Source organism: Rhodococcus sp. 14-2470-1b, from assembly GCF_002259415.1.
GTDB lineage: Bacteria > Actinomycetota > Actinomycetes > Mycobacteriales > Mycobacteriaceae > Rhodococcoides.
This window is the reverse complement of sequence record NZ_NPFY01000022.1, coordinates 34,078-60,449: the sequence shown is the minus strand read 5'-3', so window position 1 is coordinate 60,449 and position 26,372 is coordinate 34,078. Positions and strand designations below refer to the sequence as shown.

23 protein-coding genes are annotated in these 26,372 nt (G+C 65.7%); 11 read left to right on the top strand and 12 right to left on the bottom strand.

Annotated elements, in window-relative coordinates; translation table 11 throughout:
* Positions 1 to 110: 110 nt before the first annotated feature.
* Positions 111 to 1,331, top strand: a complete 1,221-nt coding sequence (locus CH293_RS16830) for an AI-2E family transporter (protein ID WP_037105822.1) — start codon at positions 111 to 113, stop codon at positions 1,329 to 1,331.
* Here the strand turns inward: CH293_RS16830 and CH293_RS16825 are convergent.
* The gene (locus CH293_RS16825) at positions 1,310 to 4,330 is read right to left on the bottom strand and encodes an AAA family ATPase (RefSeq protein WP_094720871.1); all 3,021 of its coding nucleotides are present in this window, start codon (positions 4,328 to 4,330) and stop codon (positions 1,310 to 1,312) included. The genes CH293_RS16830 and CH293_RS16825 overlap by 22 nt on opposite strands.
* Complete coding sequence (locus CH293_RS16820; protein ID WP_094720870.1) at positions 4,327 to 5,523, bottom strand: exonuclease SbcCD subunit D; 1,197 nt, start codon at positions 5,521 to 5,523, stop codon at positions 4,327 to 4,329. The genes CH293_RS16825 and CH293_RS16820 overlap by 4 nt, the downstream gene beginning before the upstream one ends.
* A gap of 384 nt (positions 5,524 to 5,907) precedes the next feature.
* Here CH293_RS16820 and CH293_RS16810 point away from each other — a divergent pair, with 384 nt between their 5' ends.
* A complete protein-coding gene (locus CH293_RS16810; protein WP_037106330.1) occupies positions 5,908 to 7,074 on the top strand; it encodes a DNA recombination protein RmuC in 1,167 nt (388 codons plus the stop codon).
* 20 nt (positions 7,075 to 7,094) lie between these two features.
* Positions 7,095 to 8,084: a DUF6542 domain-containing protein gene (locus CH293_RS16805; protein WP_037105814.1), complete on the top strand. Its 990-nt coding sequence runs from the start codon at positions 7,095 to 7,097 to the stop codon at positions 8,082 to 8,084.
* 31 nt (positions 8,085 to 8,115) lie between these two features.
* On the opposite strand, the gene CH293_RS16800 is transcribed toward CH293_RS16805, so the two are convergent.
* The gene (locus CH293_RS16800; protein ID WP_037105811.1) at positions 8,116 to 9,126 is read right to left on the bottom strand and encodes a 4-hydroxy-3-methylbut-2-enyl diphosphate reductase; all 1,011 of its coding nucleotides are present in this window, start codon (positions 9,124 to 9,126) and stop codon (positions 8,116 to 8,118) included.
* Positions 9,127 to 9,217: 91 nt separating this feature from the next.
* Between CH293_RS16800 and CH293_RS16795 the strand changes: the two genes are divergently transcribed.
* The 3 genes from CH293_RS16795 to CH293_RS16785 are packed head-to-tail and all read left to right on the top strand — an operon-like array spanning position 9,218 to position 11,243.
* Positions 9,218 to 9,799, top strand: coding sequence for a lipid droplet-associated protein (locus tag CH293_RS16795; protein WP_037105808.1), 582 nt, complete (start codon positions 9,218 to 9,220; stop codon positions 9,797 to 9,799).
* Positions 9,796 to 11,016, top strand: coding sequence for an exodeoxyribonuclease VII large subunit (xseA, locus tag CH293_RS16790; protein ID WP_037105806.1), 1,221 nt, complete (start codon positions 9,796 to 9,798; stop codon positions 11,014 to 11,016). The genes CH293_RS16795 and xseA overlap by 4 nt, the downstream gene beginning before the upstream one ends.
* A gap of 8 nt (positions 11,017 to 11,024) precedes the next feature.
* Entirely contained in the window at positions 11,025 to 11,243 is a 219-nt protein-coding gene (locus CH293_RS16785) for an exodeoxyribonuclease VII small subunit (protein WP_037105804.1), read from the top strand.
* Here the strand turns inward: CH293_RS16785 and CH293_RS16780 are convergent.
* Positions 11,240 to 11,809 carry a DUF4245 domain-containing protein gene (locus tag CH293_RS16780; RefSeq protein ID WP_037105802.1) on the bottom strand — a complete coding sequence of 190 codons (570 nt, stop codon included), beginning with the start codon at positions 11,807 to 11,809 and terminating at the stop codon, positions 11,240 to 11,242. The genes CH293_RS16785 and CH293_RS16780 overlap by 4 nt on opposite strands.
* Positions 11,810 to 11,965: 156 nt before the next feature.
* On the opposite strand from CH293_RS16780, the gene glpX reads away from it, so the two are divergent.
* Positions 11,966 to 13,006 carry a class II fructose-bisphosphatase gene (gene glpX, locus CH293_RS16775; RefSeq protein WP_037105800.1) on the top strand — a complete coding sequence of 347 codons (1,041 nt, stop codon included), beginning with the start codon at positions 11,966 to 11,968 and terminating at the stop codon, positions 13,004 to 13,006.
* A gap of 80 nt (positions 13,007 to 13,086) precedes the next feature.
* On the top strand, positions 13,087 to 14,490 hold the full coding sequence (locus tag CH293_RS16770) for a class II fumarate hydratase (protein WP_037105798.1): 1,404 nt from the start codon (positions 13,087 to 13,089) through the stop codon (positions 14,488 to 14,490).
* 88 nt (positions 14,491 to 14,578) lie between these two features.
* Here CH293_RS16770 and CH293_RS16765 read toward each other — a convergent pair whose 3' ends face one another.
* Positions 14,579 to 15,436: an acyl-ACP desaturase gene (locus CH293_RS16765; RefSeq protein ID WP_037105795.1), complete on the bottom strand. Its 858-nt coding sequence runs from the start codon at positions 15,434 to 15,436 to the stop codon at positions 14,579 to 14,581.
* 135 nt (positions 15,437 to 15,571) lie between these two features.
* Between CH293_RS16765 and CH293_RS16760 the strand changes: the two genes are divergently transcribed.
* Positions 15,572 to 15,940, top strand: a complete 369-nt coding sequence (locus tag CH293_RS16760; protein ID WP_037105791.1) for a limonene-1,2-epoxide hydrolase family protein — start codon at positions 15,572 to 15,574, stop codon at positions 15,938 to 15,940.
* Between the two features lie 71 nt (positions 15,941 to 16,011).
* Here CH293_RS16760 and CH293_RS16755 read toward each other — a convergent pair whose 3' ends face one another.
* From CH293_RS16755 to CH293_RS16745, 3 genes are all read right to left on the bottom strand, one after another.
* On the bottom strand, positions 16,012 to 17,337 hold the full coding sequence (locus CH293_RS16755; protein WP_176458398.1) for a PhoH family protein: 1,326 nt from the start codon (positions 17,335 to 17,337) through the stop codon (positions 16,012 to 16,014).
* Between the two features lie 452 nt (positions 17,338 to 17,789).
* On the bottom strand, positions 17,790 to 19,073 hold the full coding sequence (gene glyA / locus CH293_RS16750; protein WP_094720868.1) for a serine hydroxymethyltransferase: 1,284 nt from the start codon (positions 19,071 to 19,073) through the stop codon (positions 17,790 to 17,792).
* A 58-nt stretch (positions 19,074 to 19,131) separates the two neighbouring features.
* Positions 19,132 to 20,328: a hypothetical protein gene (locus tag CH293_RS16745; RefSeq protein ID WP_037106327.1), complete on the bottom strand. Its 1,197-nt coding sequence runs from the start codon at positions 20,326 to 20,328 to the stop codon at positions 19,132 to 19,134.
* Between the two features lie 157 nt (positions 20,329 to 20,485).
* Here CH293_RS16745 and coaA point away from each other — a divergent pair, with 157 nt between their 5' ends.
* Positions 20,486 to 21,409: a type I pantothenate kinase gene (coaA, locus tag CH293_RS16740; RefSeq protein ID WP_037106325.1), complete on the top strand. Its 924-nt coding sequence runs from the start codon at positions 20,486 to 20,488 to the stop codon at positions 21,407 to 21,409.
* 69 nt (positions 21,410 to 21,478) lie between these two features.
* Here the strand turns inward: coaA and CH293_RS16735 are convergent, their stop codons facing one another.
* Complete coding sequence (locus CH293_RS16735) at positions 21,479 to 22,261, bottom strand: isoprenyl transferase (RefSeq protein ID WP_037105783.1); 783 nt, start codon at positions 22,259 to 22,261, stop codon at positions 21,479 to 21,481.
* Between the two features lie 187 nt (positions 22,262 to 22,448).
* On the opposite strand from CH293_RS16735, the gene CH293_RS16730 reads away from it, so the two are divergent.
* Positions 22,449 to 23,114 (top strand): hemolysin III family protein, encoded by a 666-nt coding sequence (locus tag CH293_RS16730; RefSeq protein WP_037105781.1) that lies wholly within the window; start codon positions 22,449 to 22,451, stop codon positions 23,112 to 23,114.
* On the opposite strand, the gene CH293_RS16725 is transcribed toward CH293_RS16730, so the two are convergent.
* Genes CH293_RS16725 through mca form a run of 3 tightly spaced genes read right to left on the bottom strand, consistent with a single transcriptional unit; the run spans position 23,111 to position 26,249 of the window.
* The gene (locus tag CH293_RS16725; protein WP_094720867.1) at positions 23,111 to 25,120 is read right to left on the bottom strand and encodes a thioredoxin domain-containing protein; all 2,010 of its coding nucleotides are present in this window, start codon (positions 25,118 to 25,120) and stop codon (positions 23,111 to 23,113) included. The two genes, CH293_RS16730 and CH293_RS16725, sit on opposite strands and share 4 nt — an antisense overlap.
* 2 nt (positions 25,121 to 25,122) lie before the next feature.
* A complete protein-coding gene (locus tag CH293_RS16720; protein ID WP_094720866.1) occupies positions 25,123 to 25,374 on the bottom strand; it encodes a hypothetical protein in 252 nt (83 codons plus the stop codon).
* Positions 25,371 to 26,249: a mycothiol conjugate amidase Mca gene (mca, locus tag CH293_RS16715; protein ID WP_170945266.1), complete on the bottom strand. Its 879-nt coding sequence runs from the start codon at positions 26,247 to 26,249 to the stop codon at positions 25,371 to 25,373. Before mca ends, CH293_RS16720 begins: the two co-directional genes overlap by 4 nt.
* Positions 26,250 to 26,372 lie beyond the last annotated feature (123 nt).

Here is a 26,372-nt window from a genome sequence, read left to right as displayed (position 1 = left end):
GAGCCTGCGGAATGAGCAGTGAAAGCGGGAGTGGAGTCATGAAACGTTAAGGTCACTCGAGTGGATCGAACGATGCACCGAGCGGCGGGGCGACGGAAGGAACGTGCAGCGTGGCGGACAAGACAGCGCCCGAAGTGAAACCGGGGCGCGATCGCGGCGACCTCATCGGTGTCGGCGGAATCTGGTTGGCGAAATGGTCGCTGATCCTGGTGTCCGTCGCAGCGGGTGCCTGGGTTCTCGGCTGGCTCATCTCTGCGTTGTGGGTGGTGATCTTGCCGGCTCTGCTCGCGATCATCGTCGCGACGGTCCTGTGGCCACCGACCAAGTGGATGATGCGTGTCGGGCTGCCTCCGGCGCTGTCCGCGACGGCCGCACTCGTCGTGTTCTTCCTCGTCATCGGCGGCATCATCACCTTGATCGTGCCGTCGGTGGTGGACTCGGCACCTGAACTCGCGGACAAGGCGACCGACGGCGTCGCGCAGGTTCAGGATTGGCTCAAGGGCCCGCCGGTCAACCTGCAGGACGAACAGATCGACAACGCCGTGTCGGCGATCACCTCGCGACTCCAGGACAGTGGCACCGCGATCGCCTCGGGCGTGTTCACCGGCGTCTCTGCTGCAGGTTCGATTCTCGTCACGCTCGCGTTGGTGCTCGTGCTGTCGTTCTTCTTCGTCAAGGACGGCGTCCGGTTCATTCCGTGGCTGCACGGAATCGCCGGCGGCCGCGCTGGTCGCCACCTCGCCGAGGTTCTCGCGCGGATGTGGGCGACGCTCGGCGGCTTCATCCGCACTCAGGCCATCGTGAGTCTGATCGACGCCTTCTTCATCGGCCTCGGCCTGGTCATTCTCGGCGTGCCGCTGGCCCTGGTGCTGGCGACGTTGACGTTCCTGGGTGGCTTCATCCCGATCGTCGGTGCGTTCGTCGCAGGTGCGTTGGCCGTGTTGGTCGCGCTCGTCGCGAACGGGCCGACGACGGCACTCATCGTGCTCGTCATCATCATCGCGGTGCAGCAGCTGGAAGGTAATGTGCTGCAACCGATTCTGCAGAGCCGCAGCATGAACCTGCACCCGGCGATCGTTCTGCTGGCGGTCACCGGCGGTGGTTCCGTCTTCGGCATCATCGGCGCGTTCCTGGCGGTCCCCGCAGCAGCCGTGGCAGCGGTGCTGATCCGCTACGTGTCGGAACAGATAGACAGGCACTCCAACGAGTCCGACCGCGTGGAGCTCGAGGAGCAGGCTCCGGACACCGAGGATCTCGTCACCGACGAGGACGGTGTCAACAAGGATTCCAAGGAGAAGAAACAGAAGGATCAGGACGCCGCGAAGAGCTGAAGCCTCGATCCCTCTCGCTCACGTATGACGTGCAGGCGCGTCGGGATGCGTTGACGCATCTCGTCGACATGGCTGACGATGCCCACCACCCGGCCGCCTGCGCGTAGTTCGTCCAGAACTCCCATCACCGATTCCAGGGTGTCGGCGTCCAGCGTGCCGAAGCCCTCGTCGATGAACATGGTGTCCAGGACGACACCGCCGCTCTCGGCAGCGACGACATCGGCAAGGCCGAGTGCCAATGCCAGCGAGGCCAGGAACGATTCACCCCCGGACAGGGTCTTCGCCGAGCGCACAGCACCTGTGTAGTCGTCGCGGATGTCGAGACCGAGCCCACCGCGTCGACCCCGCGATTCTGCCTCGTCGGAGTGGACGAAATCGTATCGGCCCGAGGACATTCGACGCAGTCTCGCCGACGCCGATTCTGCGACCTCCTCCAACCGCGACGCCAACACGTACGACCGGAGGGACATCTTCCGCGAGTTCTGACCGCGGCCCGCCACCACGTCGGCGAGTGCCGCAAGTTCGTCGTGCTTGGTCTGCATGGGCGCAGCACGGTCGATGGCCGCCCACAAGCCGGCCGTCAACTCCTCCAACTGTTCGGCCCGACGCTTGCACTCGGCGTGCTCGGCAACGGCGGCATGCAAGCGCACTTGCGCGTCCTCGACGGCGGCTCTCGCTGCAGCGGTGTCGACGGGGTCGAGGTTCGCGACAGCCGCGATCGCGGGTTCGGCGAGTACCTGCTCCGCGTGGGCGCGAATGTCGTTGGCTTGCGCTAGCTGCTTTTCGATGGACTGCGCCCGGGCCGGAGAGACCACGGCGGCCGCAGCCTCGCGTGCAGTCGAGAAGCCCGACTCCGCGATCAGCGCATCCAGCCTTCGGGTCACGTCCCGCATGTCGAGGAGCGCGCGCGAGGCCTCCTCTCGCCGCTCGAGGACCACGGACGACAGGGAGATGAGCGTCTCCAGCCGCTTCACCTCGGCGTCGATTCCCTCCGTCCCGTCGACGGCTGCGGCGATCGTGGCTCTCATCTGCGCCACGTCGTCAACCATCTGCGCGGCCCGTGCACTCAATCCTGCTGCCGCGGACTGCTCGTCGGCGATCGCCGCGGCGAGTCTCTGATCCTCGCCGCGCAGGTGCGTCAGCCGTGCGTCCAGACTCTCTCGTTGCTCCGCCGCCGTCCGTGCGGATCGGAGCGCTGCGGAGACCTTGTCCAGCGCAGCGACCAACTCTGCGCTGTCACGGTCTCCCGATTGCTGAACCAGCACGTCTCGGGTCCGCAGCAGCGCGGTTACCTCCGCCGCCTTCTTCTCTGCGATGACTCCGGCCCGGCGCTCGCTGGCTGCGGCGTCCGCCTCGTCGTCCTTGGTGACGGTCGACTCCTCGGCGCGGGTAGGCGCGGGATGAGACAGCGACCCGCACACTCCGCACGGCGCTCCGTCGACGAGGCTCGACGCCAACTCGGCGGCCATTCCTGACAGCCGTTGCTCACGCAGGTCGAGGGTGTGAGCACGCGCATCGTTGAAGGACGCCACTGCTACGTGATGTGCTTTCTCCGCAGCGACGAGCCGCTTCCGAGTCTTCGCGAGTTCGATCGCTGCTTCCACGGCGCTCGTGATACGCGACCATTCTGCTTCGAGCGCAGGCACTTCGGCAGCCGCGTGCACGGCCGCGCGCAACGACGACTCGGCCTGAGCGATCTGCTCGGGCAGGACGTTGCGATCGGCGCGGTGAGCGCTCGACTTCTTCTCGACGGCTGCGTGCTCGGCCAGAAGAGACCGAGCCGATCTGTCCGCTGCGTCGGCTTTACGTGTCAGCACACGAAGTTCTTCGAACGCCGCGACCTCCGTCGTCCACTGCCGTACTGCTGCCGCGACGACGGCCCGGGCCTCAGGCGAGTCCGAGGCGTCGGGCGGGTCCGAGGCGTCGGGCGATCGATCCACCGCCAGGGCGTCGAGCACGACGGACGATCCTTCGGTGCGCTCGAACAGCGTTCGGACGGAGTCGAATTCCCGCGTCGCGGTCTCGCTTGCCGAGGTGATACGCGCGCAGTCCGCGGCAAGATCTGCGATGGGGCCTGCGGCTGCGGATTGATCCAGTTCCTTGGCGAGTGCGTCCCTCGCGGGCGCGGCGGCGTGGAATTCCGCCAGCTGCTGCCGGGCCAGCTCTCGGCGTGTTTGCAGTTGCCGGGTCGCGTCCAGTGCCGCGAGTTCCTTGGTTGCCGACTCGGACACCTCGCGCGCGAGAGCCAACGTGCGCGCAGCGTCCACCGATGCGTGCCGCGCCGATTCGAGAACATCGCCCGCCCACTCCACCGGCGGCCGGTCCAGCTCCTCCGCCACGCCCGACGCCGTGGAAATCTGCCCCAGTAGTTTGTCCGTTGCAATCCGGCTCGATTCGAGGGCAGCTGCGCTGGTGCGTCGCTGCTCGGCGAACCATTCCTCGATGTCGCCGAACCGTGCCGTGTCGAACAATCGCTCGAGCAAGTTGCCGCGCTCGTCGCTGTCCGCCCGGAGGAACCGTGCGAACTCACCCTGGGGAAGCAACACCACCTGGAAGAACTGATCCGCGCTCATGCCAAGAGCCGCGCCGACGGCGTCGCCGATCTCGTCCAACCGCGTCAGGTTCTGACTCTTGCCGTCCAGCCACGTCATCGACGCCTTGGCGTTCTGCTTCGTGGTGCCCGTTCCACGCTTCTTCGGGCGGTGGAACTCCGGGCTGCGAACGATGCGAATTCGCCTGCCGCCCAATGTCGCTTCCAATGTGACCGTGGGGACGGCGCCGATCTCCGCGTGATCGGACAGCAGACGCTTGCCTTCTTTCCTGGCACCGGGCACCGTCCCGTACAGGGCGAACGCAACGGCGTCGAGCACAGTGGTCTTGCCGGCGCCGGTACGACCGTGCAGCAGAAAGAGCCCGTCGGCTCCGAGAGCGTCGAAATCCACTTTCTCCGTGCCGGCGAACGGCCCGAATGCAGTGATCTCCAGAGAATGCAGCCTCACGCGGACTTCCCGAACAGCTCGTACTGGCCGGTCGCCTCGTCTGCTGTGACCTCGTCTCGCTGAACGCTGGCAAGGGCGCGTTCGAGCAAGCGGATCTCCGAAGCACTGGGCGCGCTGCGCATGTCCGTCACGAACGAGGCCATGATCTCGCTGTCGGTCCGGCCGCGCACGCGGTCACGGTAGCGAACAGTGGAATCGTCTGCGGGACGCTTCCATTCGAGGTGAACTGCATGGGGGAACCTCGTCTGCAAGGAACGCATCGCGTCGACCGGCCGCACGGCGTCGGTCAGTACGGCAGAGACGTAATGGTCCTCGGCCTCGGTGAAGCGATCGTCGGTGAGCAGTTCCTCGACGGTCCCCTGGACCTGGCTCAGTCCGCGGACGATCGGAAGCTCCACGCGTTCGACGTCGGCGAGACCCTGACCGTCGAGATCGAGAATCCAGACTGCCTTTCGGTGGCTGCGCTCGCCGAACGAATACGGCAGCGGCGACCCGGAGTAGCGCACCCGGTCCGTCAGGGTCTGCGGAGAATGCAGGTGCCCCAGCGCCACGTAATCCACACCGTCGAACGCCGACGCCGGTGCCGTCTCCACCCCGCCGACGGAGATCGACCGCTCCGAACCGGTTGCTTCCCCGCCGACGACGAACGCGTGCGCCAGTACGACCGACCGCACTGCGTCCCCGGCGCTGCGCCTCTGCGCCAGGTCCGCCGTCACTCGACTCATCGCGGCCTCGAGCACCTCGGCGTGGCTACGTGCGCCTGGAATATCGAGCTCGCCGCGGGTGGTCTCCGGCTCGAGATACGGGATGCCGTAGAACGCGACGCGGCCGAACCGGTCGTCGAGCAGCACCGGTGTGCCCACCTCGGATACGCGGGTCATCAGATGCAACCCGCCGGCCGCAGCAAACGCGGACCCAGCGCCCAGGCGTGCAGGCGAGTCGTGGTTGCCCGACGTCGCGACGATGACCGCTCCTGCGGCACGAATGGCCTCGAGCCCGCGGTTGCACACGAGAACAGCGTCGGCGCTGGGTACCGCCCTGTCGTAGATGTCACCGGGTACAACGACGACGTCCACACCGCGCTCGGCAACCAGATCTGCAATGGCGCTCAACGCGGCAGCCTGGTCGGCAAGCAGATCGGTGCCGTGAAACGTGCGGCCGATGTGCCAGTCCGACGTGTGCAGGATCCTCATGGAACAAGACGCTAACTTCACCCACCGACAAACTCCGTGACGTGGCGCGGCCTGTCGGCAGGCAGGAGTGGAGCCGGCGGAACGACCCGGACTGGCAGGAGTGGAGCCTGCGGAACGACCGGACTGGCAGGAGTGGAGCCTGCGGAACGACCCGGACTGGCAGGAGTGGAGCCTGCGGAACGACCCGGACTGGCAGGAGTGGAGCCTGCGGAACGACCCGGGTGGGCAGGAGTGGAGCCTGCGGAACGACCCGGACTGGCAGGAGTGGAGCCTGCGGAACGACCCGGGTGGGCAGGAGTGGAGCCGGCGGAAACGACCCGGACTGGCAGGAGTGGAGCCTGCGGAACGGCTGGTGTGTCGGTGCTCTCGTGCATCATCTGCGACATGAACGCTCTGACTGCCCTCGGGATGATGCTGGCGCTGCTCGTCGGGGCCGCCATCGGGTGGCTGCTGCATGCGTCCCGCACCGGGGATCGCGCGGTTCGAGCCGAAGCGCAGTTGGCCGCGTTGCGGGACAACGAGGCGCTTCTTCGTCGGTCTCTCGCTGCGGTGAACGAGGATTCGGCACGCAGACACTCGGGAGCTATCGGCCAGCAGGTCTCGCACCTTGTCGAGCCGCTGCACGACGCTGTCGACGCGCTCACCGAGCACGTGCGCCAGGTCGAGCACAATCGCATCCGTGCGTACGCGGGGCTCAGCGAGCAGGTGACGGGTATGCACCGTGCGTCGGTGCAGCTGTCGACCCAGACTTCGCAGTTGGTCACTGCGCTGCGGGCTCCGCAGATCCGCGGCCGGTGGGGTGAGATGCAACTGGAGCGTGTGGTCGAGCTGGCGGGCATGGTCAAACACTGCGACTTCGACACCCAGGTCTCCAAGGACGGGATTCGTCCGGACATGATCGTGAGGCTCGCCGGTGGTCGGCAGATCGTCGTGGACGCCAAGGTTCCGTTCGCCGCCTACCTCGACGCAGCGCAGGAGGAGGACCCGGAGCGGCGTGGCAAAGCGATGACGCGTCATGCACGTCACCTCAGGACCCACGTCGATCAATTGGCGGCCAAGGAATATTGGCGTTCGTTCGAGCCGACGCCGGAGTTCGTCGTTCTGTTCGTCCCCGGAGACCCGTTCCTCGACGCAGCGTTGACATCCGACTCGTCGCTTCTCGAGTACGCCTTCACTCGGAACGTGATACTTGCCACCCCGACCACTTTGGTCGCGCTGCTGCGGACGGTGGCGTACACGTGGAAGCAGGAATCACTCGCCGAGGACGCTGCTCGCATCCAGCAGCTCGGACGCGAGCTGTACACCCGGCTCGGCGTCGTGTCCTCGCACCTCGACAAGCTCGGATCGCATCTCGGGAAGGCCGTCGACTCGTTCAATTCGACGGTCTCCTCGGTGGACGCGCGTGTCGGCGTCACCGCCCGCAAGCTTCACGAACTGGAACTGTTCGACGCGGACGTCGTGGACGTGAAGCGGATCGATCAACACCCGAGAACGTCCGATTCGTCGCACTCTCGGGGGCAGTTCGGTCATGTCAACGACGCGGTGGGGTGAACAGCCGCTAACCTCGAGGGGTGTCTACCTCCCAACGTGCCCGTTCCGGGGTACCGCTGGATCAACGTTCAGCTCTCGCTTCCGTGCCCGGCGTCCCTGCTTGGGGGGCAGTGGCCATCGCCGTCGGCGCGACGTTTCTCGGCGTAGCCATCGATGCTGCACGCGGATCCGAACTGACGTCGGCTTTCGCGTCGTTCTACATCATCGGCACCGTCGCTGCCGTCGTGCTGGTGCGCTACCGCGGGTTGTTCACCGCGATGGTGCAGGCACCGTTGATCCTGTTCGTCGCTGTACCGCTCTCCTATCAGTTCATGATCGAGAACGCTGGGACGAGCCTGCGCGACATTTTGCTGAACGTCGCGATTCCGCTGGTCAACCGGTTTCCGCTGATGCTGCTCGGCACGGTGCTTGCCCTTGCCGTCGGAGGGGCACGCATCTTCCTGAAGAAGCAGGCGAGCCACGCACCGGCAGGCGCTGCCAGGCGAACCATCCGTGACCGTGCGCAGGAAACTCGCCAACGTGCCCGTGACAACCGCCAGACAGCGCAGGACAACCGTCGGGCGGCACAGGACAATCGTCGGACGTCCCGAGACGGCGGCCAGAGGACGCAGGCCAGAGCTGCCGAGCGCCGGGGCGCCGATACTCGCGCTGCCCACGGCCGTGGCGAAGCCGTGTCCGCGGCACGTGCCGATGCAGGCGAGGGTCGAAGGAGCCGTCGCGACCGCGTCGACCCTCTGCTCGATCGGCCGGCCGCCGATCCTTACCGGCCTGCGCGTACCGAACAGCCAGCTGCTGCGGAGCCCGCACGACGGCCTGCCCCCAGGTCACAGCCCCCGCGGGTTCCTCGGCCACCCGAGGTGGACCCGTACTCGGCCCCTCGCGCAGCAACACCCAGACCGGCAGCCACACCCAGACCGGCGGCAACACCCCGACCGACTACGCAAGGCGGCGCGCACATCCCGCCGCATCCCGTACCGCAGGTGCGCTACCGCGATCGCGGAGACGCCTGAGGCGTAGCGATCGGGTTAGCCGGAACCAGCCTCAGGCCTTCGCTGGGCGCAGCTCGCGAGGCAGGGAGAACACCAGGGTTTCGTTGGCCGTGGTGACCGGTTGAACATCCCCGAAGCCGTGCTCGGCGAGCAATTCGATGACGCCCTGCACCAGGATCTCGGGCACCGACGCGCCTGAGGTGATGCCCACTGTGGTGATGCCGTCCAACCAGGCGGTCTCCACCTCTTTGGCGTAGTCGACGAGGTAGCTGGCACGCGCGCCCGCAGTCAGTGCGACCTCGACGAGGCGCACCGAGTTGGACGAATTCTTCGATCCCACCACGATGACGAGGTCGCACTCGGGTGCCATCGCCTTGACGGCGACCTGACGGTTCTGCGTCGCGTAACAGATGTCATCGCTCGGCGGATCCTGCAGCGTCGGGAACTTCTCGCGCAGACGAGCAACCGTCAACATCGTTTCGTCGACGCTGAGCGTCGTCTGAGACAGCCAGATCACCTTGTTCTCGTCGCGCACGGTGACGTTGTCGACCGAGTCGGGGCCGTCGACGAGCTGAACGTGGTCCGGAGCCTCGCCTGCGGTTCCCTCGACCTCTTCGTGGCCTTCGTGACCGATCAGCAGGATGTCGTAGTCGTCCCGAGCGAAACGCTTGGCTTCCTGATGCACCTTGGTCACCAGCGGGCACGTGGCATCGATGGTGCGGAGCTGGCGCTCGGCTGCCGATGCATGCACGGCCGGGGACACCCCGTGCGCGGAGAAGACGAGGAGCGAGCCCTCGGGAACTTCGTCGGTCTCCTCGACGAAGACGGCGCCGCGGTCCGCCAACGTCTCCACGACGTGCCTGTTGTGCACGATCTCCTTGCGAACGTAGACGGGCGCACCGTGCTTCTCCAGCGCTTTCTCCACCGTCTCGACGGCGCGATCCACCCCGGCGCAGTAGCCGCGTGGCTCTGCGAGGAGAACTCGTTTGGCACCGGAGTACGCAGGTGCGCCGTCGCCGGACGGACGTGCGATACCGAGATTCAAGGGAACAGCCGAAGACATGTCCTCAAGGATACGTGCCCGGCTCGGCTTCACCGGCCGAGCACAGCATGTCGGCTACCCAAACACTCGGAATTCAGGCACTCTGGTGCGCATGACTCGTGTTCCGTTCGCCGCACGCGTAGCTGCCGGTGTGGCCGTGACGGTCGTCGAAGAAGCTCGCAAACTCCCCAGTACTGCGATCACGCTTCCGATGACCGTCGTCAGCGAAGTTCTGGCGAGCACGATGCGCTTTCAGCAGCAAGTGACGGCGCTGGCCATCAAGGGCGATCAGGTGATCTCGTCGCTTCCGCTCATCGGGACACCGGATCAGGAGCAGCCGTCCTGGGCGGTGTTCGAGGACGACGTTCCCGGCGCCACCGACGGTGACGTCGACATCCCCGATCACGACGATGTCGCCGGCGAGCCGGTCGCTGCGTCGGGGCGCTTCGCCCTGTACTCGACGCCTCCGGAGGAGATCCAGACCGACGACGAGCCGACGGTCGCAGCCGACCGTCCGGAGATCGTCGAGATGGTGGATTACGACACCCTCGCGCTCGCTCAGCTGCGCGCCCGGCTGCGGTCGCTGTCTCTCGCGGACCTCGAGACCCTGCGTGAATACGAGGATGCGTCGCTGCGCCGCGCTCCGTTTCTGACCATGCTCGACAATCGAATCACCACCGCGAAGGCCAAGTGACCGCAAGTACTGCAGAGGAGCCGTGGCCTGTCCGAACCGTCGCCATGAAGGTGGCGGGATGGATCGACAAGCTCGGCAGCGTATGGGTCGAAGGCCAGCTGACGCAGATCAACGCTCGGCCGGGTACACGCACTGCATTTCTCGTTCTCCGTGATCCGTCCGCGGACATGTCGCTGTCGGTGACGTGCTCGCCCCAGTTGCTCGACCGCTCCCCCGTTCCGCTCACCGAGGGCGCGCGGGTGATCCTGTACGGCAAGTTGTCGTTCTACACGGGCCGTGGAACCATCTCGTTGCGCGCCACCGACATTCGCGCCGTCGGCGTCGGCGAACTGCTGGCACGCATCGAACGCCTGCGTGCCCTTCTCGCCGCCGAAGGACTGTTCGATCCTCGCCTCAAGCGCCCGTTGCCGTTCCTCCCCCGCACCATCGGACTGATCACGGCCCGCGCGTCGGCAGCCGAGAAGGACGTTCTCACTGTCGCCCGGCGGCGTTGGCCCGCAGTGCACTTCGAGGTTCGCCACACCCCGGTCCAGGGACCGACCGCAGTACCGGCGATCCTCGACGCGCTCTCCGACCTCGACGGCAATGTCGACGTCATCATCCTCGCTCGCGGCGGCGGCAGCGTCGAAGACCTCCTGCCGTTCTCGGACGAGGCCCTGTGCCGTGCCATCTCGAAGGCCACGACCCCGATCGTCAGCGCCATCGGACACGAACCCGACAGCCCGCTCAGCGACCACGTCGCCGATCTCCGCGCCGCCACACCGACCGACGCGGCCAAACTGGTGGTTCCCGACGCCGTCGCCGAGCAGAATCTGATCGCCGAGCTCCGCTCCAGAACAGCTGCCGCCCTACGTAATTGGGTCGAACGCGAGGCGCGCGCGCTCGAGATGATCCGCCATCGACCGGTCCTCGCCGACCCCGTCGCCGGGATCACCCACCGCGCCGACGAAATCGAACGTCTCCGCGACACCGCCCGTCGGGATGTCCTCCGCGAACTCGCGAAACAGGACACCCTCGTCGAACATCTGAAAGCCCGATTGACGACGCTGGGGCCCGCCGCGACACTGGCGCGGGGATACGCCGTCGTGCAGCGGGTTGTCGCCGGGGACGATCCCGAGGTGTTGCGCTCGGTCGACGACGCACCCCCTGGAACCCAGATTCGTGTACGTGTAGCCGACGGCGCCGTGACCGCTGCGGTCATGGGCAAAGTGCGATAGGAGAATCGATGAGTGACACACCGGTGACCGAACTCGGTTACGAGGCCGCCCGCGACGAACTGGTCGACGTGGTGAAGGTCCTGGAGCAGGGCGGGCTGGATCTCGACGCCTCACTTGCGCTGTGGGAGCGCGGCGAACAGTTGGCCACCCGTTGCGAGGAACACCTCGCGGGTGCACGCAAGCGCGTAGAGAACGCGCTCGCGCACATCGAGGAAGAAGAGAACTAGGGAGTGAGCGGCTCGGCGCTCGTCGTTGCGGCGGCCAGGGTCGTGAATTCCTCGGTGCTGCCGCTACCGGTCACGAGCAGTCGAACGTCACCCAGATCGGTGACCCACACCGCCTCGCTTCCCTCCTGGTCGTAGACGATCCACTCCGCACCGTCGATCGATTCGGTGCCCGACGCGTACCGCGCCTCGCCGACGGCGAAGGGGACGAGGACTTCCTCGCTCGCGCTGGACTGCGTCAACTTGATGTAGCGACCGGCGTCGGAGATGAAACCGACGTTGCTGACGTCACCGCCCTGATCCCCCGCGATGGACTGGCGGCTGCCGGAGTTCGGAGTCCACCCTTCGGGCACCCGAGGGTTGCGGATCGGGAAGTTCAGCTCGGAAGCGTCGTACTGCAGGGCAGCGTCGACGTCGAAGTTCGGGATGGGGCCCTGCGACGGTCCGCCGGGGCTGAGAGAGCACTGGGAGGCGATACCGGCGATCAGCAGACAGGCGATGACAAGCGGAATGAGGGACCACACCATGTCGCGGTTGTTGTTGAGGATCCGGGGTTTGCTGTTCGCCACACCTCCAGTATCCGGGAGAGCAGCCTGCGGGACGACCCAGGGTGTCCGCTGCATGCCAGCGCTCGGTCGGCGCATGCCCTACCTCGCATGACGCGGCTCACGAATGAGATAATCGCGCCTGGGTAAGACCCCCATCTACCAGGAGGCTACAAACCGATGACGGCCAGCACCGAGTCCACTCGCGCCATGGCGCCAGATCGCAACCTCGCCCTCGAGCTCGTACGTGTCACCGAGGCCGGTGCCCTCGCGTCGGGTCGCTGGGTCGGACGTGGCGACAAGGAAGGTGGCGACGGTGCCGCCGTCGACGCCATGCGTCAGCTGGTCAGCTCTGTTTCCATGCGCGGCGTCGTCGTCATCGGTGAAGGCGAGAAGGACGAAGCGCCGATGCTCTACAACGGTGAGCAGGTCGGCAACGGCAATGGTCCCGAGGTCGACTTCGCCGTCGATCCCGTCGACGGAACCACGTTGATGGCCAAGGGCATGCCCAACGCGATCTCGGTGCTGGCCGTTGCCGAGCGCGGCGCGATGTTCGATCCGTCGGCCGTGTTCTACATGGAGAAGATCGCCGTCGGACCCGAGTACGCCGATGTCATCGACATCACTGCACCGGTCAAGGAGAACATCGCTCGGATTGCGAAGGTCAAGAAAGGCTCCGCATCCGACGTCACGGTGTGCATCCTGGACCGTCCGCGCCACGCCGAACTGATCCAGCAGGTTCGCGACGCCGGATCCCGCATCCGCCTCATCTCCGACGGTGACGTCGCGGGTGCCATCGCCGCAGCACGTCCCGATTCCGGCACCGATCTGCTCATCGGTATCGGCGGAACACCCGAGGGCATCATCGCCGCCGCCGCGATGCGGTGTATGGACGGCGCCCTGCAGGGACGCCTCGCCCCGACCGACGACACCGAGCGCCAGAAGGCCATCGATGCAGGTCACGACCTCGATCGCGTCCTGAACACCCGCGACCTGGTCTCCGGCGAGAACGTCTTCTTCACTGCCACCGGCGTCACCGACGGCGACCTTCTGCGCGGCGTTCGCTACGCAGGCGGGGGCGCACACACCCAGTCCATCGTGATGCGCTCCAAGTCGGGCACCGTGCGCATGATCGACGCCTACCACCGCCTCGAGAAGCTCCGCGAATACAGTTCCGTCGACTTCGACGGCGACGAATCAGGGCAAGCTCCGTCGTTCTGATCCGGGTCATTCCTGCAGGCTCCACTCCCGGCCCAGGGCGCGCTCACCCCTCCGCAACTTCAACTGGCAAAGTAAGGCTCATGACGCAGACAGACGAACAGCAGTACCGGATCGAGCACGACACCATGGGAGAGGTTCGCGTCCCCGTCGACGCGTTGTGGCGTGCACAGACGCAGCGCGCGGTGGAGAACTTCCCCATTTCCTTCCGCCCCCTCGAGCGCACCCAGATCCGCGCAATGGGCTTGCTGAAGGCTGCATGCGCACAGGTCAACAAGGACCTCGGGCTGCTCGACGGCGCCCTCGCCGACGCCATCATCTCCGCGGCAACCGAGATCGCCGACGGCAAGCACGACGATCAGTTCCCCATCGACGTCTTCCAGACCGGTTCCGGCACCAGCTCCAACATGAACGCCAACGAGGTCATCGCGTCGATCGCCAAGGCGAACGGTGTCGAGGTTCACCCCAACGACCACGTCAACATGTCGCAGAGCTCCAACGACACGTTCCCGACGGCCACGCACGTCGCCGCCACCGAGGCAGCCGTCACCTCGCTGGTGCCTGCGCTGAAGCACCTGCACGAGGCACTGGCCGCGAAGGCGACCGAGTGGAAGACCGTCGTGAAGTCCGGCCGCACGCACCTGATGGACGCCGTGCCGGTCACGCTCGGCCAGGAATTCGGCGGCTACGCCCGTCAGATCGAAGCGGGCATCGAGCGCGTCGAGGCCACCCTCCCTCGCCTGGGCGAGCTGCCCATCGGCGGCACTGCCGTCGGTACCGGCCTCAACGCACCCGACGGCTTCGGCCCGAAAGTTGTTGCCGAACTGGTGAAGTCGACTGGAATCGACGCCCTGACCGCAGCGAAGGACTCCTTCGAGGCACAGGCAGCACGCGACGGCCTCGTCGAGGCATCGGGCGCACTGCGCACCATCGCCGTGTCGCTGACCAAGATCGCCAACGACGTCCGTTGGATGGGCTCGGGACCGCTCACCGGCCTCGGTGAAATCGCCCTCCCCGACCTGCAGCCCGGTAGCTCCATCATGCCCGGCAAGGTCAATCCCGTTCTGCCCGAGGCAGTCACGCAGGTCGCCGCACAGGTCATCGGCAACGACGCCGCCGTCGCATTCGGCGGTGCATCGGGAGCATTCGAACTCAACGTCTACATCCCGATGATGGCTCGCAACGTGCTCGAGTCGTTCAAGCTCCTCGCCAACGTCTCGGTCCTCTTCGCGGACAAGTGCATCGTCGGCCTCGAAGCCAACGTCGACCACCTCAAGACCCTCGCCGAGTCCTCGCCGTCCATCGTGACGCCGCTGAACTCGGCAATCGGCTACGAGGAAGCAGCAGCCGTCGCCAAGCAGGCTCTGAAGGAGAAGAAGACCATCCGTCAGACCGTCATCGACCGCGGACTCATCGGCGACAAGCTCAGCGAGGAAGAACTCGACAAGCGTCTCGACGTCCTCGCCATGGCGAAGGTCAAGGACTAGTCGGTCTCTGCTCCCCTTCCGGCATGAATGTGCCACCGCAACGGTCGTACAGTTGCGGTGGCACAGTCATGTTCGGGGGGGGTCGAGCTCAGGCGAGGTGAGCTAGCTCCTCACGAGCTTTCTTGCCGTCGTCGCCGAGGTCGTCGCGGCCGAAGAAGTTCCAGCGCTCCAGCAGCGGCTTGAACACCTTGTCTCGCTGCTGGTCCTCGTCGTAGATGCCGGCTTCTGCGAGTGCCTCGGTGCTGTTCTTCTTGCTCGGCAGGTCGACGACGGGGATCGCGAAGCCGCTCACCCGATCCGCGACAGCACGAGCCATCTGGTCCGGTGCGACGCCGAACGCCTCGTTGACGACGTTGACGTAGAACGTTGCCTGACGGGTGTCGTCGGCCGCGATCTTGGTCAGGATCTTGCCGAGCACCTCGTCGCCGCCGAGAGCAACGGTGTTGGTGTTGCGCAGCGCGGCCGCGGTCTCGTCGATGGCGAAGTGCGAGATGATGTCCAACACGTGCAGGCTCGGAGCGCTGTACCCCCTCGTCATTTCCTCCATGCGCACCCGTTCGAGCGCGACGGGGTCCACCGCGCGCGTCAGAACCAGGAAGTCGCGCAGCACGATGGCTTGACGGTTCTCTTCCGACGTCCATCGACCCGTCCACTTCCACCACGCGCCGAGGCCGGTGAGCGCGCGAGCGAGTTCGCGGTGGTACGCAGGCAGATTGTCTGCGACCAGTACGCCGACCGTCGCGGACAGGATCTCCACGTCGGAGAGGTGCGACTGCTCGGGAGCCCAGTCCTCGCCCCCGAGGAACGCGAAGTTGCGGCCGTCGTCCCACGGTGCGAAGTCGTGCGGATGCCAGTCCTCCGCCTCCTCGATGTGGCGGCTGAGGTTCTCTTCGACGGCTGGCTCGAGTCGAAGCAGCAGGTCACCGTCCGTCAGATTCGTAGACATACCAGCAACCGTAGCGTCTGGCCCGGTGAACGCGGAGTAGCGCCCCGGACGTCTGTGAACTTTCATAGACTGCGGGCTCACGTCCTAGGTGAAGGAGCGGACCGAGTGATCGAAACGACGAAGGCGAACGAGGTAGTGGAGGGCATGTTCGACGCCCTGAGGAACCGCGACGTCGAGAAGGTCGTCGACCGCCTCGACGACGCGGTGGTGTGGCACAACGTGGGGTTGCCTCGAGTTCGTGGCGTGAGACGAGTCGGCAAGTTCATGCGTCTTCTCGCGAAACCCCAGTACGGCTTCGACGTCACCATCCACAACATCGCGTCCGACGGCGACACCGTGCTCACCGAACGAACCGACGTGCTGATCTGGCGGCGGCTGCGCATCGAGTTCTGGGTGTGCGGCACCTTCGAACTACGCGACGGCAAAATCCTCGTCTGGCGTGATTACTTCGACAATCTCGACTTCCTCGAGGGCCTGATCAAAGGCGCGCTCCGCGCGCTGTGAATGGAAATGTAGGCCAGGGGGCAGGAGCGGAGCCTGCGGAGCGACCCGAAGGCACTACATTTCCATTCACGTCAGGCGCCGGCGGGGCCGAACTCTTCGAGCATTTCGGTCACCAGTGCAGCGATCGGGGACCGCTCGCTTCGGGTGAGGGTGATGTGCGCGAAAAGCGGATGACCCTTGAGCTTTTCGATGACGGCAGCGACGCCGTCGTGCCGCCCGACGCGCAGGTTGTCGCGCTGCGCGACGTCGTGGGTCAGCACGACGCGTGAGCCGCTCCCGAGCCTGGAGAGCACGGTCAGCAGCACATTGCGTTCGAGTGACTGTGCCTCGTCGACGATCACGAAGGAGTCGTGCAGCGATCGACCGCGAATGTGGGTCAACGGCAGCACTTCCAGCATTCCGCGAGCGATGACCTCTTCCATCACCTCGGGGCTGGCGAGGCCGTCGAGGGTGTCGAAGACGGCCTGAGCCCACGGACCCATCTTCTCGCTTTCGCTGCCCGGCAGGTAACCCAGTTCCTGACCACCGACGGCATAGAGCGGCCGGAACACGACGACTTTCCGGTGCGTGCGCCGTTCGAGGACCGCTTCGAGACCTGCAGTCAACGCCAGTGCGGACTTGCCGGTTCCGGCCTTGCCGCCGAGAGAGACGATGCCGATGCTCTCGTCGAGCAGAAGGTCGAGTGCGACTCGCTGTTCCGCTGAACGCCCGTGCAGCCCGAATGCTTCACGCTCGCCGCGCACGAGCTGGATCTGTTTGTCGGCCGTGACGCGTCCGAGTGCGCTGGAGCGTCCACCGAGCAGTCGAACACCGGTGTGGCACGGCATGTCCCGTGCGCCGTCGAGGTCGATGACGCCTTCGGCGAACAGTCGGTCGATGTCGGCTGCCTGCACGTCGAGTTCGGCCATTCCGGTCCAGCCCGACGGGACGACGTCGTGTGCGTGGTACTCGTCGGCGGGAAGGCCCACGGCGCCTGCTTTGACGCGAAGCGGGATGTCCTTGCTGACGAGGACGACGTCCTTGCCTTCGGCGGCGAGGTTGAGGGCGCAGGCGAGGATGCGAGAGTCGTTGGAGTCGGTGCGGAACCCGACGGGAAGCACGGACGGATCGGTGTGGTTGAGCTCGACTTGCAGTGTGCCCCCGTCGGTCCCGATGGGAACCGGCTGGTCGAGGCGGCCGTGCTCGACGCGGAGATCGTCGAGCATACGCAAGGATTCCCGCGCGAACCATCCCAATTCGTGGTGGTGGCGTTTACCCTCCAGTTCGCTGATCACGATCAGCGGAAGAACCACATTGTGCTCGGCGAACCGGATGACAGCCCAGGGATCCGACAGCAGAACCGAGGTGTCCAGCACGAATGTCCGAAGGGGGGCGGAAACGGAGCGTGAAGTGGTCACGTGGGGCTCCTACGTCCGGCGCGGCACCGCGCGGACATTTGTCGCTCGGCCGGTCGGTCCTGGCGTGTCAGATGACACGAGGGCCGGGTGCCGGCCCTCTCGCGCTCACTAGCTCAGTCACGTATCAGAACCTCCCGCACAGGTAGCTTCCCCGCTGCCTGTTACTGCCGACGGTACAGCCGAAACCGGCAATTGGCTCGGCGAGTTCGGGGCGTGTCGGTGAACAACACGTTAACCGGATCAGGCGTTCGAGAATGGCTGATGCGCAAGAGAACCAGGCGTGTCCGCGTACGTTCTGCGGCGCCCGGGCGATGAACAATCGACGTTCGACTGCTCCTTCTTCTACATGTACCACCTCAGTACTGTCCGGGTGGGACCGAACCGCGAAAAACGGACCAGAACACACGAAAGGCCCACTCGAACGAGTGGGCCTTTCGGGCGACGACGGGTGCCTATCCCAGCAGTCCCCAGTCCTCGAGACCGTCGTAGAGCGGCTTGGACTGAGCGACCTCGACGACGCGCTCCTTGAGCGAGTCGGTTGCCTCGCCGGTGGCGAGAGCAGTGGCGATGATGTCCGCGACCTCGGTGAACTCGGCTTCGCCGAAGCCGCGAGTAGCGAGGGCTGCAGTTCCGATGCGCAAGCCCGACGTGACCATCGGGGGGCGAGGATCGAACGGAACGGCGTTGCGATTCACGGTGATTCCGACCTCGTGCAGCAAGTCCTCGGCCTGCTGGCCGTCGAGGTCCGAACTACGCAGGTCGACGAGCGCGAGGTGCACGTCGGTTCCACCGGTGAGGACGGAGATCCCCTTGTCCGCTACGTCCTTGGCGGTCAACCGATCGGCGAGCAGAGAAGCGCCCAGCAGTGTGCGCTCCTGACGTTCCTTGAACTCCGGCGTCGCCGCGATCTTGAAGGCGACGGCCTTCGCTGCGACGGCGTGCATGAGCGGCCCACCCTGCTGGCCGGGGAAAACGGCGGAGTTGATCTTCTTGGCCCACTCCTTCTTGGCGAGGATCAGGCCGGAGCGGGGACCACCGAGCGTCTTGTGCACCGTCGAGGACACGACGTCGGCGTACGGCACGGGCGACGGGTGGACGCCCGCGGCAACCAGTCCGGCGAAGTGCGCCATGTCGACCCACAGCAGGGCTCCGACCTCGTCGGCGATGGATCGGAATGCCTCGAAGTCCTGGTGGCGCGGGTAGGCCGACCAGCCGGCGATGAGAACCTGCGGCTTGGACTGGATGGCTTGCTTACGCACCTCGTCCATGTCGATGCGGTGGTCTTCCTTGCTGACCCCGTAGGACTCGACCTCGTACAGCTTGCCGGAGAAGTTGAGCTTCATACCGTGCGTCAGGTGACCGCCGTGCGCCAGGTCGAGGCCCATGATCTTGTCGCCCGGGTTGATCAGGGCCATCAAGACTGCGGCGTTGGCCTGCGCGCCTGCGTGGGGCTGCACGTTGGCGAACTCGGCGCCGAACAGTTCCTTGGCACGGTTGCGCGCCAGATCTTCGACGACGTCGACGTGCTCGCACCCGCCGTAGTAGCGGCGTCCCGGATAGCCCTCGGCGTACTTGTTCGTCAACACGCTGCCCTGTGCCTGGAGGACTGCGCGTGGAACGAAGTTCTCCGACGCGATCATCTCGAGCGTGTCGCGCTGACGACCGAGTTCGCCCGCCATGGCTTCGGCTACCTCGGGGTCGAGTTCAGCGAGCGACTGGGTGTTGACGTCGGTCATTACAGGTGTCTCCAAGGGTGAGCTCCGGGATTGGCGCATTCAGTTTACGAGATGCACCTCAGTGCTCACGCAGCGCGCTGGGGATGAGCGGCTCGTCGAGAAGGCGGCCGAACAGCGCGGATCGCTCGGTGACCGTTTTGCCCGTGTCGAGCCAGCCCCCGAGAAGCTTGTAGCCCTCGACGTAGGTACTGATGTACGCGCGCCACAGCGGCGAGGACAGAAACTTCAGACTCTGCCGGGCACGTTGCGGCGACGTCAGGGACCAGCGCTCGAGGTAGGCAGCGACATCGTCCTGGGACTTGTGCTGATCGTGCAGCAGCAGTGCCGCGTCCTGACGCACGCCGAGCAGCTGCCCCGATGCCTCGGACAACCGCTCCGCTTTGTCACCGTCGAAGCGGAGCCCCAAGTCCGCGTAGATCTCCTGCGCCCACACACCCCACCCCGGCCCGACGATCGACTTCAACGCGAGGTCGGCAAGACCTTCGGCCATCAGGCATTGCGGAGTGTTGACCAGGAACAGTGTCTGCTCCATCTGGCCCGACGCCACCAGCCCGGCCTCCTTGCGGCAGTGCTCGGTGTGATGCCCCGGGTACGCCTCGTGCGCGATCAGGTGCGGCAGGTTCGCCATCTGCTGCTGCAGGTCGGAGTTGATCGCGACTGTGGACTTGTAGTCACCGAGGTAGTAGTTGAACCCAGACCACGGCTTGTCTCCGACGACCTCGTATGTCACCTGCTCGGTGTCCGGCAGCGTGTACTCGGCACGCACTCGGTCCCGCAGGGCACTGGAGAAGGCGTCGACGCACTCCTGCAACCGATCCGCGGGTATCACGTCGTGCGCCCGGTGCGCGGAAAGACGTTCGGCGAGCGAACCGGGGCCGGCCAGCACATCGTCCATTTTTCGGTGGGCCTGTCGGTATTCGTCCTGATCGCCCGGCTCGATGTGAACGTCGAAGTACGCGAAGACCTCGTCGACGAAGCCGATGTCCTCGCCGGCGAACTTGCGGGCCGAGCATTCGAGAGCCCGAAGATGGACGTCGATGAACTCGGCACGCTGCTCGGGCAGGCCTGCGTTGCCGAGTTCCTTGCGAAGCTCCCCTGCTCGCCGCGCGAGTTCCTTCGGCTCGGGCGCCGGTGCGTTCTCCACCTGCCGTCGTAGCTCGGGGTCACCGGTGTACGCGTCGACGAACCCCTCTTCGAGGCGATCGAATTTCAGGCCGAGGGTGAGGTAGTCGCGGACGAAGGAATCGGCGTTCATGCTGTCCGACACTAGCGTCACCGACCGGGTGAACAACCAGTGAACTACCCCGCCCGTGCGAGTCCTCGTGGCACCGAGCACAATCGTCATTCATGCGACTCGCGCTCCCCCGGAGTTCACGCCTGCAGGAACGGACCCATCGTGGTGGACGGCGCGCATGAGCGAGACCAGCCCGTACGTCGAGTTCGACCGTGCGCAGTGGAGAACGCTCCGTCAGTCCACTCCGCTGGTTCTGACCGAAGAGGAACTGGTCGGGCTTCGCGGACTGGGTGAGCAGATCGACCTCGACGAGGTGGCCGAGGTGTATCTGCCGTTGGCCAGGCTCATCCACCTTCAGGTCGCGGCGCGGCAACGGTTGTTCGCGGCGACCGCGACGTTCCTCGGTGAGAAACACCCGGATCGGCAGGTGCCGTTCGTCATCGGCGTGGCAGGAAGTGTCGCCGTCGGCAAATCGACGACGGCCCGTGTGCTGCAGGCGCTTCTGGCACGGTGGGATCATCATCCCCGTGTCGACCTGGTGACGACCGACGGTTTCCTGTACCCGACGGCCGAACTGATGCGCCGTGGGATCCTGCACCGCAAGGGCTTTCCGGAGAGCTACGACCGACGCAAACTGTTGCGCTTCGTGACCGAGGTGAAGTCCGGTGCGGAGGAAGTGTCGGCGCCGGTGTACTCACACGTCTCGTACGACATCATCAAGGGTCAGTTCCACATGGTGCGTCAGCCGGACATCCTGATCGTCGAGGGCCTCAACGTTCTGCAGACCGGCCCACGGTTGATGGTGTCGGACCTGTTCGACTTCTCGATCTACGTCGACGCGCGCATCGAGGACATCGAGCACTGGTACGTCAAACGCTTTCTCGCACTGCGCGAGACGTCGTTCGCCGATCCGGACGCGCACTTCCACCACTACGCGAATCTCTCCGACGAGCACGCGAAGATCGCGGCCGAAGACCTGTGGCACTCGATCAACCTGCCGAACCTCGTCGAGAACATTCTGCCGACGCGTCCACGCGCGACGATGGTGTTGCGCAAGGACGCCGACCACACCATCAACAGGCTGCGACTACGCAAGCTGTGAGCAGAAATCTAGGCCAGGGCAGGCAGGAGCGGAGCCTGCGGAGTGACCATGAGGTACATTTCCGCTCACCTAGATGCCGAAGCGGCGGTGCCGGGCGGCGTAGTCGCGCAGTGCGCGCAGGAAGTCGACGCGCCTGAATTCCGGCCAGTACGCCTCGGTGAACCAGATTTCCGAGTACGCGCTCTGCCACAGCAGAAACCCCGAGAGCCGCTGTTCGCCGGAGGTGCGGATCACCAGGTCCGGATCGGGCTGACCCGACGTGTACAGGTGGGAGTCGATGCCGTCGACGTTGACCGAGCCGACGAGCTCGTCCCCGGTCAATCCCTCGGCGATCTTCTCGCTCAGCAGCGCTTGGACGGCGTCGGCGATCTCTTGCCTGCCGCCGTATCCGACTGCGACGTTGACATGGGTTCCGGTGCGACCGGCCGTCAGTTCCGCGGCTTCCTTGAGACGACGTGCAGTTGCGGCCGGGAGAAGGTCGAGTGTTCCGACTATCTTCACGGTCCAGTTCTGTTCCGGGCCGGAAATTTCCTCGACGACGTCGGTGATGATCTCGAGCAGCGATTCCAACTCGTCGGGGTCGCGTCGAAGGTTCTCGGTGGACAACAGGTAGATCGTCGCCATCTCGATGCCTGCTGCGTCACACCAGCCCAGCATCTCGGCGATCTTCAAGGCCCCCATCCGGTGCCCGTGCGCGACGTCGGTGAAGCCGTTCTCTCGAGCCCAGCGGCGGTTGCCGTCGCACATCACAGCGACGTGGCGGGGATGCGCCACGTCGTCGAGTTGTGTCAGCAGGCGTCGCTCGTACACGTTGTAGAGGACGCTGCGCACCTTGGTCGGGAGAATCTTCACCGAGACATCACCACGGGGCACAACCTTACGCCGGGCAGGAGTGGAGCCTGCGGAATGACCCGGGAAGCAGGAGTGGAGCCTGCGGAACGACCGTGCCGAGCTACTCGCCGGTACAGTAGGCAGCGAACTTACGGTTGCGTAGGTTCTGCAGGGAGCGGATCTTGCGTTTCGAGTCGGAGGTGGGGCTATGACGATGTTCGGGATCGACGAGCTACCGGTCAAACCACGCATGCGCGGTTGGATCCATCTCTATGCGTTCGGAGTGGCGGTGATCTCCGGCATCGTGCTGGTCACGTTGGCTTTCGCACTGGTGTCGGTCGGCGCCGGGATCGCAACTGCCGTGTACGCGATCACCGTCTGCGGCGTGTTCGGTGTCAGTGCCACCTATCACCGCATTCACTGGGACAACCCTGCTCACCGCGTGTGGATGAAGCGCGCCGACCATTCGATGATTTTCGTGTTCATCGCGGGCAGTTACACCCCGTTCGCGATACTCGGTCTGCCGACGAGCACCGGCCGCACCCTCCTGATCATCGTCTGGTTGGGAGCTCTCGGCGGGGTGGCTCTGAAGATGTTGTGGCCGCAGGCGCCGCGGTGGGTCGGAGTTCCGCTCTACCTGATTCTCGGGTGGGCCATCGTCCCGGTCGCGCCGACGCTCATCGACCACGTCGGCTTCGCACCGTTCATCCTTTTGCTGGTCGGCGGCATTCTGTACAGCGTCGGAGCTGTCCTGTACGCCACCAAGTGGCCGAACCCGTGGCCGACGACGTTCGGCCATCACGAGTTCTTCCACGCAGCTACCGTTCTCGCCGCGATCTGTCACCTGGTCGCGGTGTGGTTGGTGCTGTTCTAGCGGCGCAACGCCGCGACCAGTTCTTCCTCCGTCGTCACCGGCCTGTCGCAGACGAACCCACGGCACACGTAGGCTGCCTCGTTGCCGTCGACGGTCGGCCTGTCCGTGAGCAGCGGAGACGAATCGACGACGCCTGCAACGATGGTGGTGCCGCCCGGTGCGTGCCTGCGAGCGACATCCAGCAGTCGACTGTCACCGTCGACCGATATCGCCACCTGCAGCGGACCGCGTACGGATGCCTCGGCTACGGCCAGCCAATGCCCGGCCGACCGAGGCGCTCGTTCCATCACGACCGACGCCCGAGCCAGGCCCGCTGCCGCCAGGTCACCGTACGTGGCGGCGGACTCGGACGGCACGAGCGCTTCGATCGCGAGCAAGGCCTCGGTGATCGTCGACGCGCCGGACGGGGTGGCGTTGTCGAGGGGGTCCCTGGGCCGGGTGACCAACGCTTCGGCGTCGTCGGCGGTGTCGAACCAACTGCCGGGGTTGTCCGGGTCGGCGAAGTGAGCGATGGCTGCGTCGACGAGTCGCACGGCGCGTTCCAGCCACACCGTGTCCCCGGTCGCGGACAGCAACGACAGCGATCCGACGGCCATGCACGCGTAGTCCTCCAGAACTCCTGCCGCGTCGCCGACGTGAGCCCCGAGCGATGCCCGACGCAGTCGACCGTTCTCCTCGTGCCGAGCGAAGATCTGTTCGCCGCATTCGGCGGCAGCATCGACCCAGGTACTGCGTCCGAGTCCGGACCCGGCCTCGGCGAGGGCCGTGATGGCCAGGCCGTTCCATGCGGTGATCACCTTGTCGTCGCGCCCCGGTTGCGGGCGCAGGTCACGGGCCTCCATCAAGGCTGCACGCACTCGCTCGAAGCGCTCGATGTCCTCGGGATCCTCCGGCAGTTGCAGCACCGACATGCCGGCCTCGAACGTGCCCGACGAGTCGACCGCGAACAGCCCCGCGGCCCACACGCCGTCCTCGAAGCCGAGGGTTTCCACGAGTTGCTCGGGACTCCACACGTACGTGAGTCCTTCCACGCCCTCGGTGTCTGCATCCAGCGCAGCCGCGAAACACCCTTCCTCGGTGCGCATCGCGCCGAGAACGAAAGCAGCGGTGGCGTCGGCTACCCGCGTTGCCAGCGCGTCACCGGTGACGCGGGCGAGGTGACCGTAGAACCGGAGCAGCAAAGCATTGTCGTAGAGCATTTTCTCGAAATGCGGAACGATCCACTCCGCGTCGACGGCGTAGCGCGCGAATCCGCCGCCGATCTGATCGTGAATTCCGCCGCGAGCCATGGCCGACGCGGTGCGCGTGACGGCGCCCCGCACCGTCGTCGACCCGGTTCGTTCGTAGTTCCGGAGCAAACCTTCCAGCAGTGAGCTGGGAGGAAACTTGGGTGCGCCGCCGAATCCGCCTCGTTCGACGTCCTCGTCGGCCAGAACCGACGACACCGCCTCCGCGAGCAGGTCTGCGTCGACGGGTTTGCCCGACGCCGGGAGCCGGCCGGAGTTGTCCCGCAGGGCCTCGGTGATCGCGGTCGAGGCGTCGAACACCTCTGCTCGACGGGTGGTCCAGGTGTCCGAGACGGCCTCGAGCAACTGCGTGAACGACGGGGTCCCCGCTCGTGGCTTGGGCGGGAAGTAGGTTCCGCAGTAGAACGGCTCGCCGTCCGGAGTCAGAAAGCACGTCATCGGCCATCCGCCTTGGCCGGTCATCGCGACGGTCGCGCTCATGTACACGGCGTCGAGGTCGGGACGCTCCTCACGATCGACCTTGATGCAGACGAAGTTCGCGTTCATCAGCGCCGCCGTCTCCGCGTCCTCGAACGACTCGTGTGCCATGACATGGCACCAGTGGCACGCCGAGTACCCGATGGACAGCAGGATCGGGACGTCGCGCTCGCGGGCGGATTCCAACGCCTCCGTCGTCCACTCCTGCCAGTGCACCGGATTGTCCGCGTGCTGACGCAGGTAGGGGCTGGTGGATCTGTCGAGCGCGTTCGCCCCGAGCACGATCAGCTCTCGCCGGGCTTGGTCTCGCGTGCGTCTTCGCGAACGGCGCCGCGGTCCGTACCTTCGTCGAGCGCCTGGTCGAGCCTTGGGTCGTCCTTCTCGAAGGACTCGGGCAGCTTCTTGATCTGCTTGTTCATCGACCAGATCAGCAGCGCTGTTCCCACGAGTAGGGCAACGATGATGACCAGGCCGACGGGCGACGATTTGCCGAACTCCGGCCCTGGGGCGCCCTGCGCCAACAACGACACGATCATGTGGCGGTCTCCGGATCGATCCCGGCGAAGAGCTCGGTCTCCGGAATGGACGTCTTGACGCGGGTGCGCGCGAGCTCGTACTCCTCCGTCGGCCACAGCTTGCGCTGGACCTCGATCGGCACGGCGAAGAACGATCCGTTGGGATCGATCTGCGTGGCGTGTGCGCGCAGTGCGTCGTCTCGCTGCTCGAAGTAGTCGCCGACGGTGACCTGCGTGGTGATGCGTTCCATGATCTCGTCGCGGTCCGTGGTCCACCTCTTCAGCCAGTCCACGAAGGGGCTTTCCTCACCGCGTTCGATGAACCAGTCGTGGAAGAGCTGCATCTTCTTCCGCAGGAATCCGTGGGAGTAGTACAGCTTCAACGGCGTCCATGGTTCGCCGGCGTCAGGGAACTTGGTGGGGTCGCCCGCTGCTTCGTACGCCGCGACCGACACCTCGTGGCATCTGATGTGGTCCGGGTGCGGGTAGCCACCCTTTTCGTCGTAGGTCGTGATGACGTGGGGCTTGAAATCGCGAACTACCTTGACGAGAGCTTCGGTGGATTCCTCGAGCGGCACGAGCGCAAAGCATCCCTCGGGAAGCGGAGGCAGCGGATCGCCCTCGGGCAGACCGGAGTCGATGTACCCCAGCCACGTCTGTCGGACACCGAGAATACGGGCGGCCTCGGCCATTTCCTCGCGCCTGACCTCGTTGATCCGATCCTTCACGCCCGGGATGTCCATCGCGGGGTTCAGGATGTCGCCGCGCTCACCGCCGGTGAGGGTGACGATCAGGACGTCGTTACCTTCGGCTGCGTACCGAGCCGTCGTTGCGGCACCCTTGCTCGACTCGTCGTCGGGATGGGCGTGCACCGCCATGAGCCGTAGTCCGGACACGTTCTTTCCTCACCTCAGCTTCACCGGAAACTTATCCGCCCCCTATAGTTCCACTTGGCGCCGACACAGCATGCACCGGCTGCCGTACGTTGATCGACGGTTCCTTTCGAAAGCGAAGTTCCC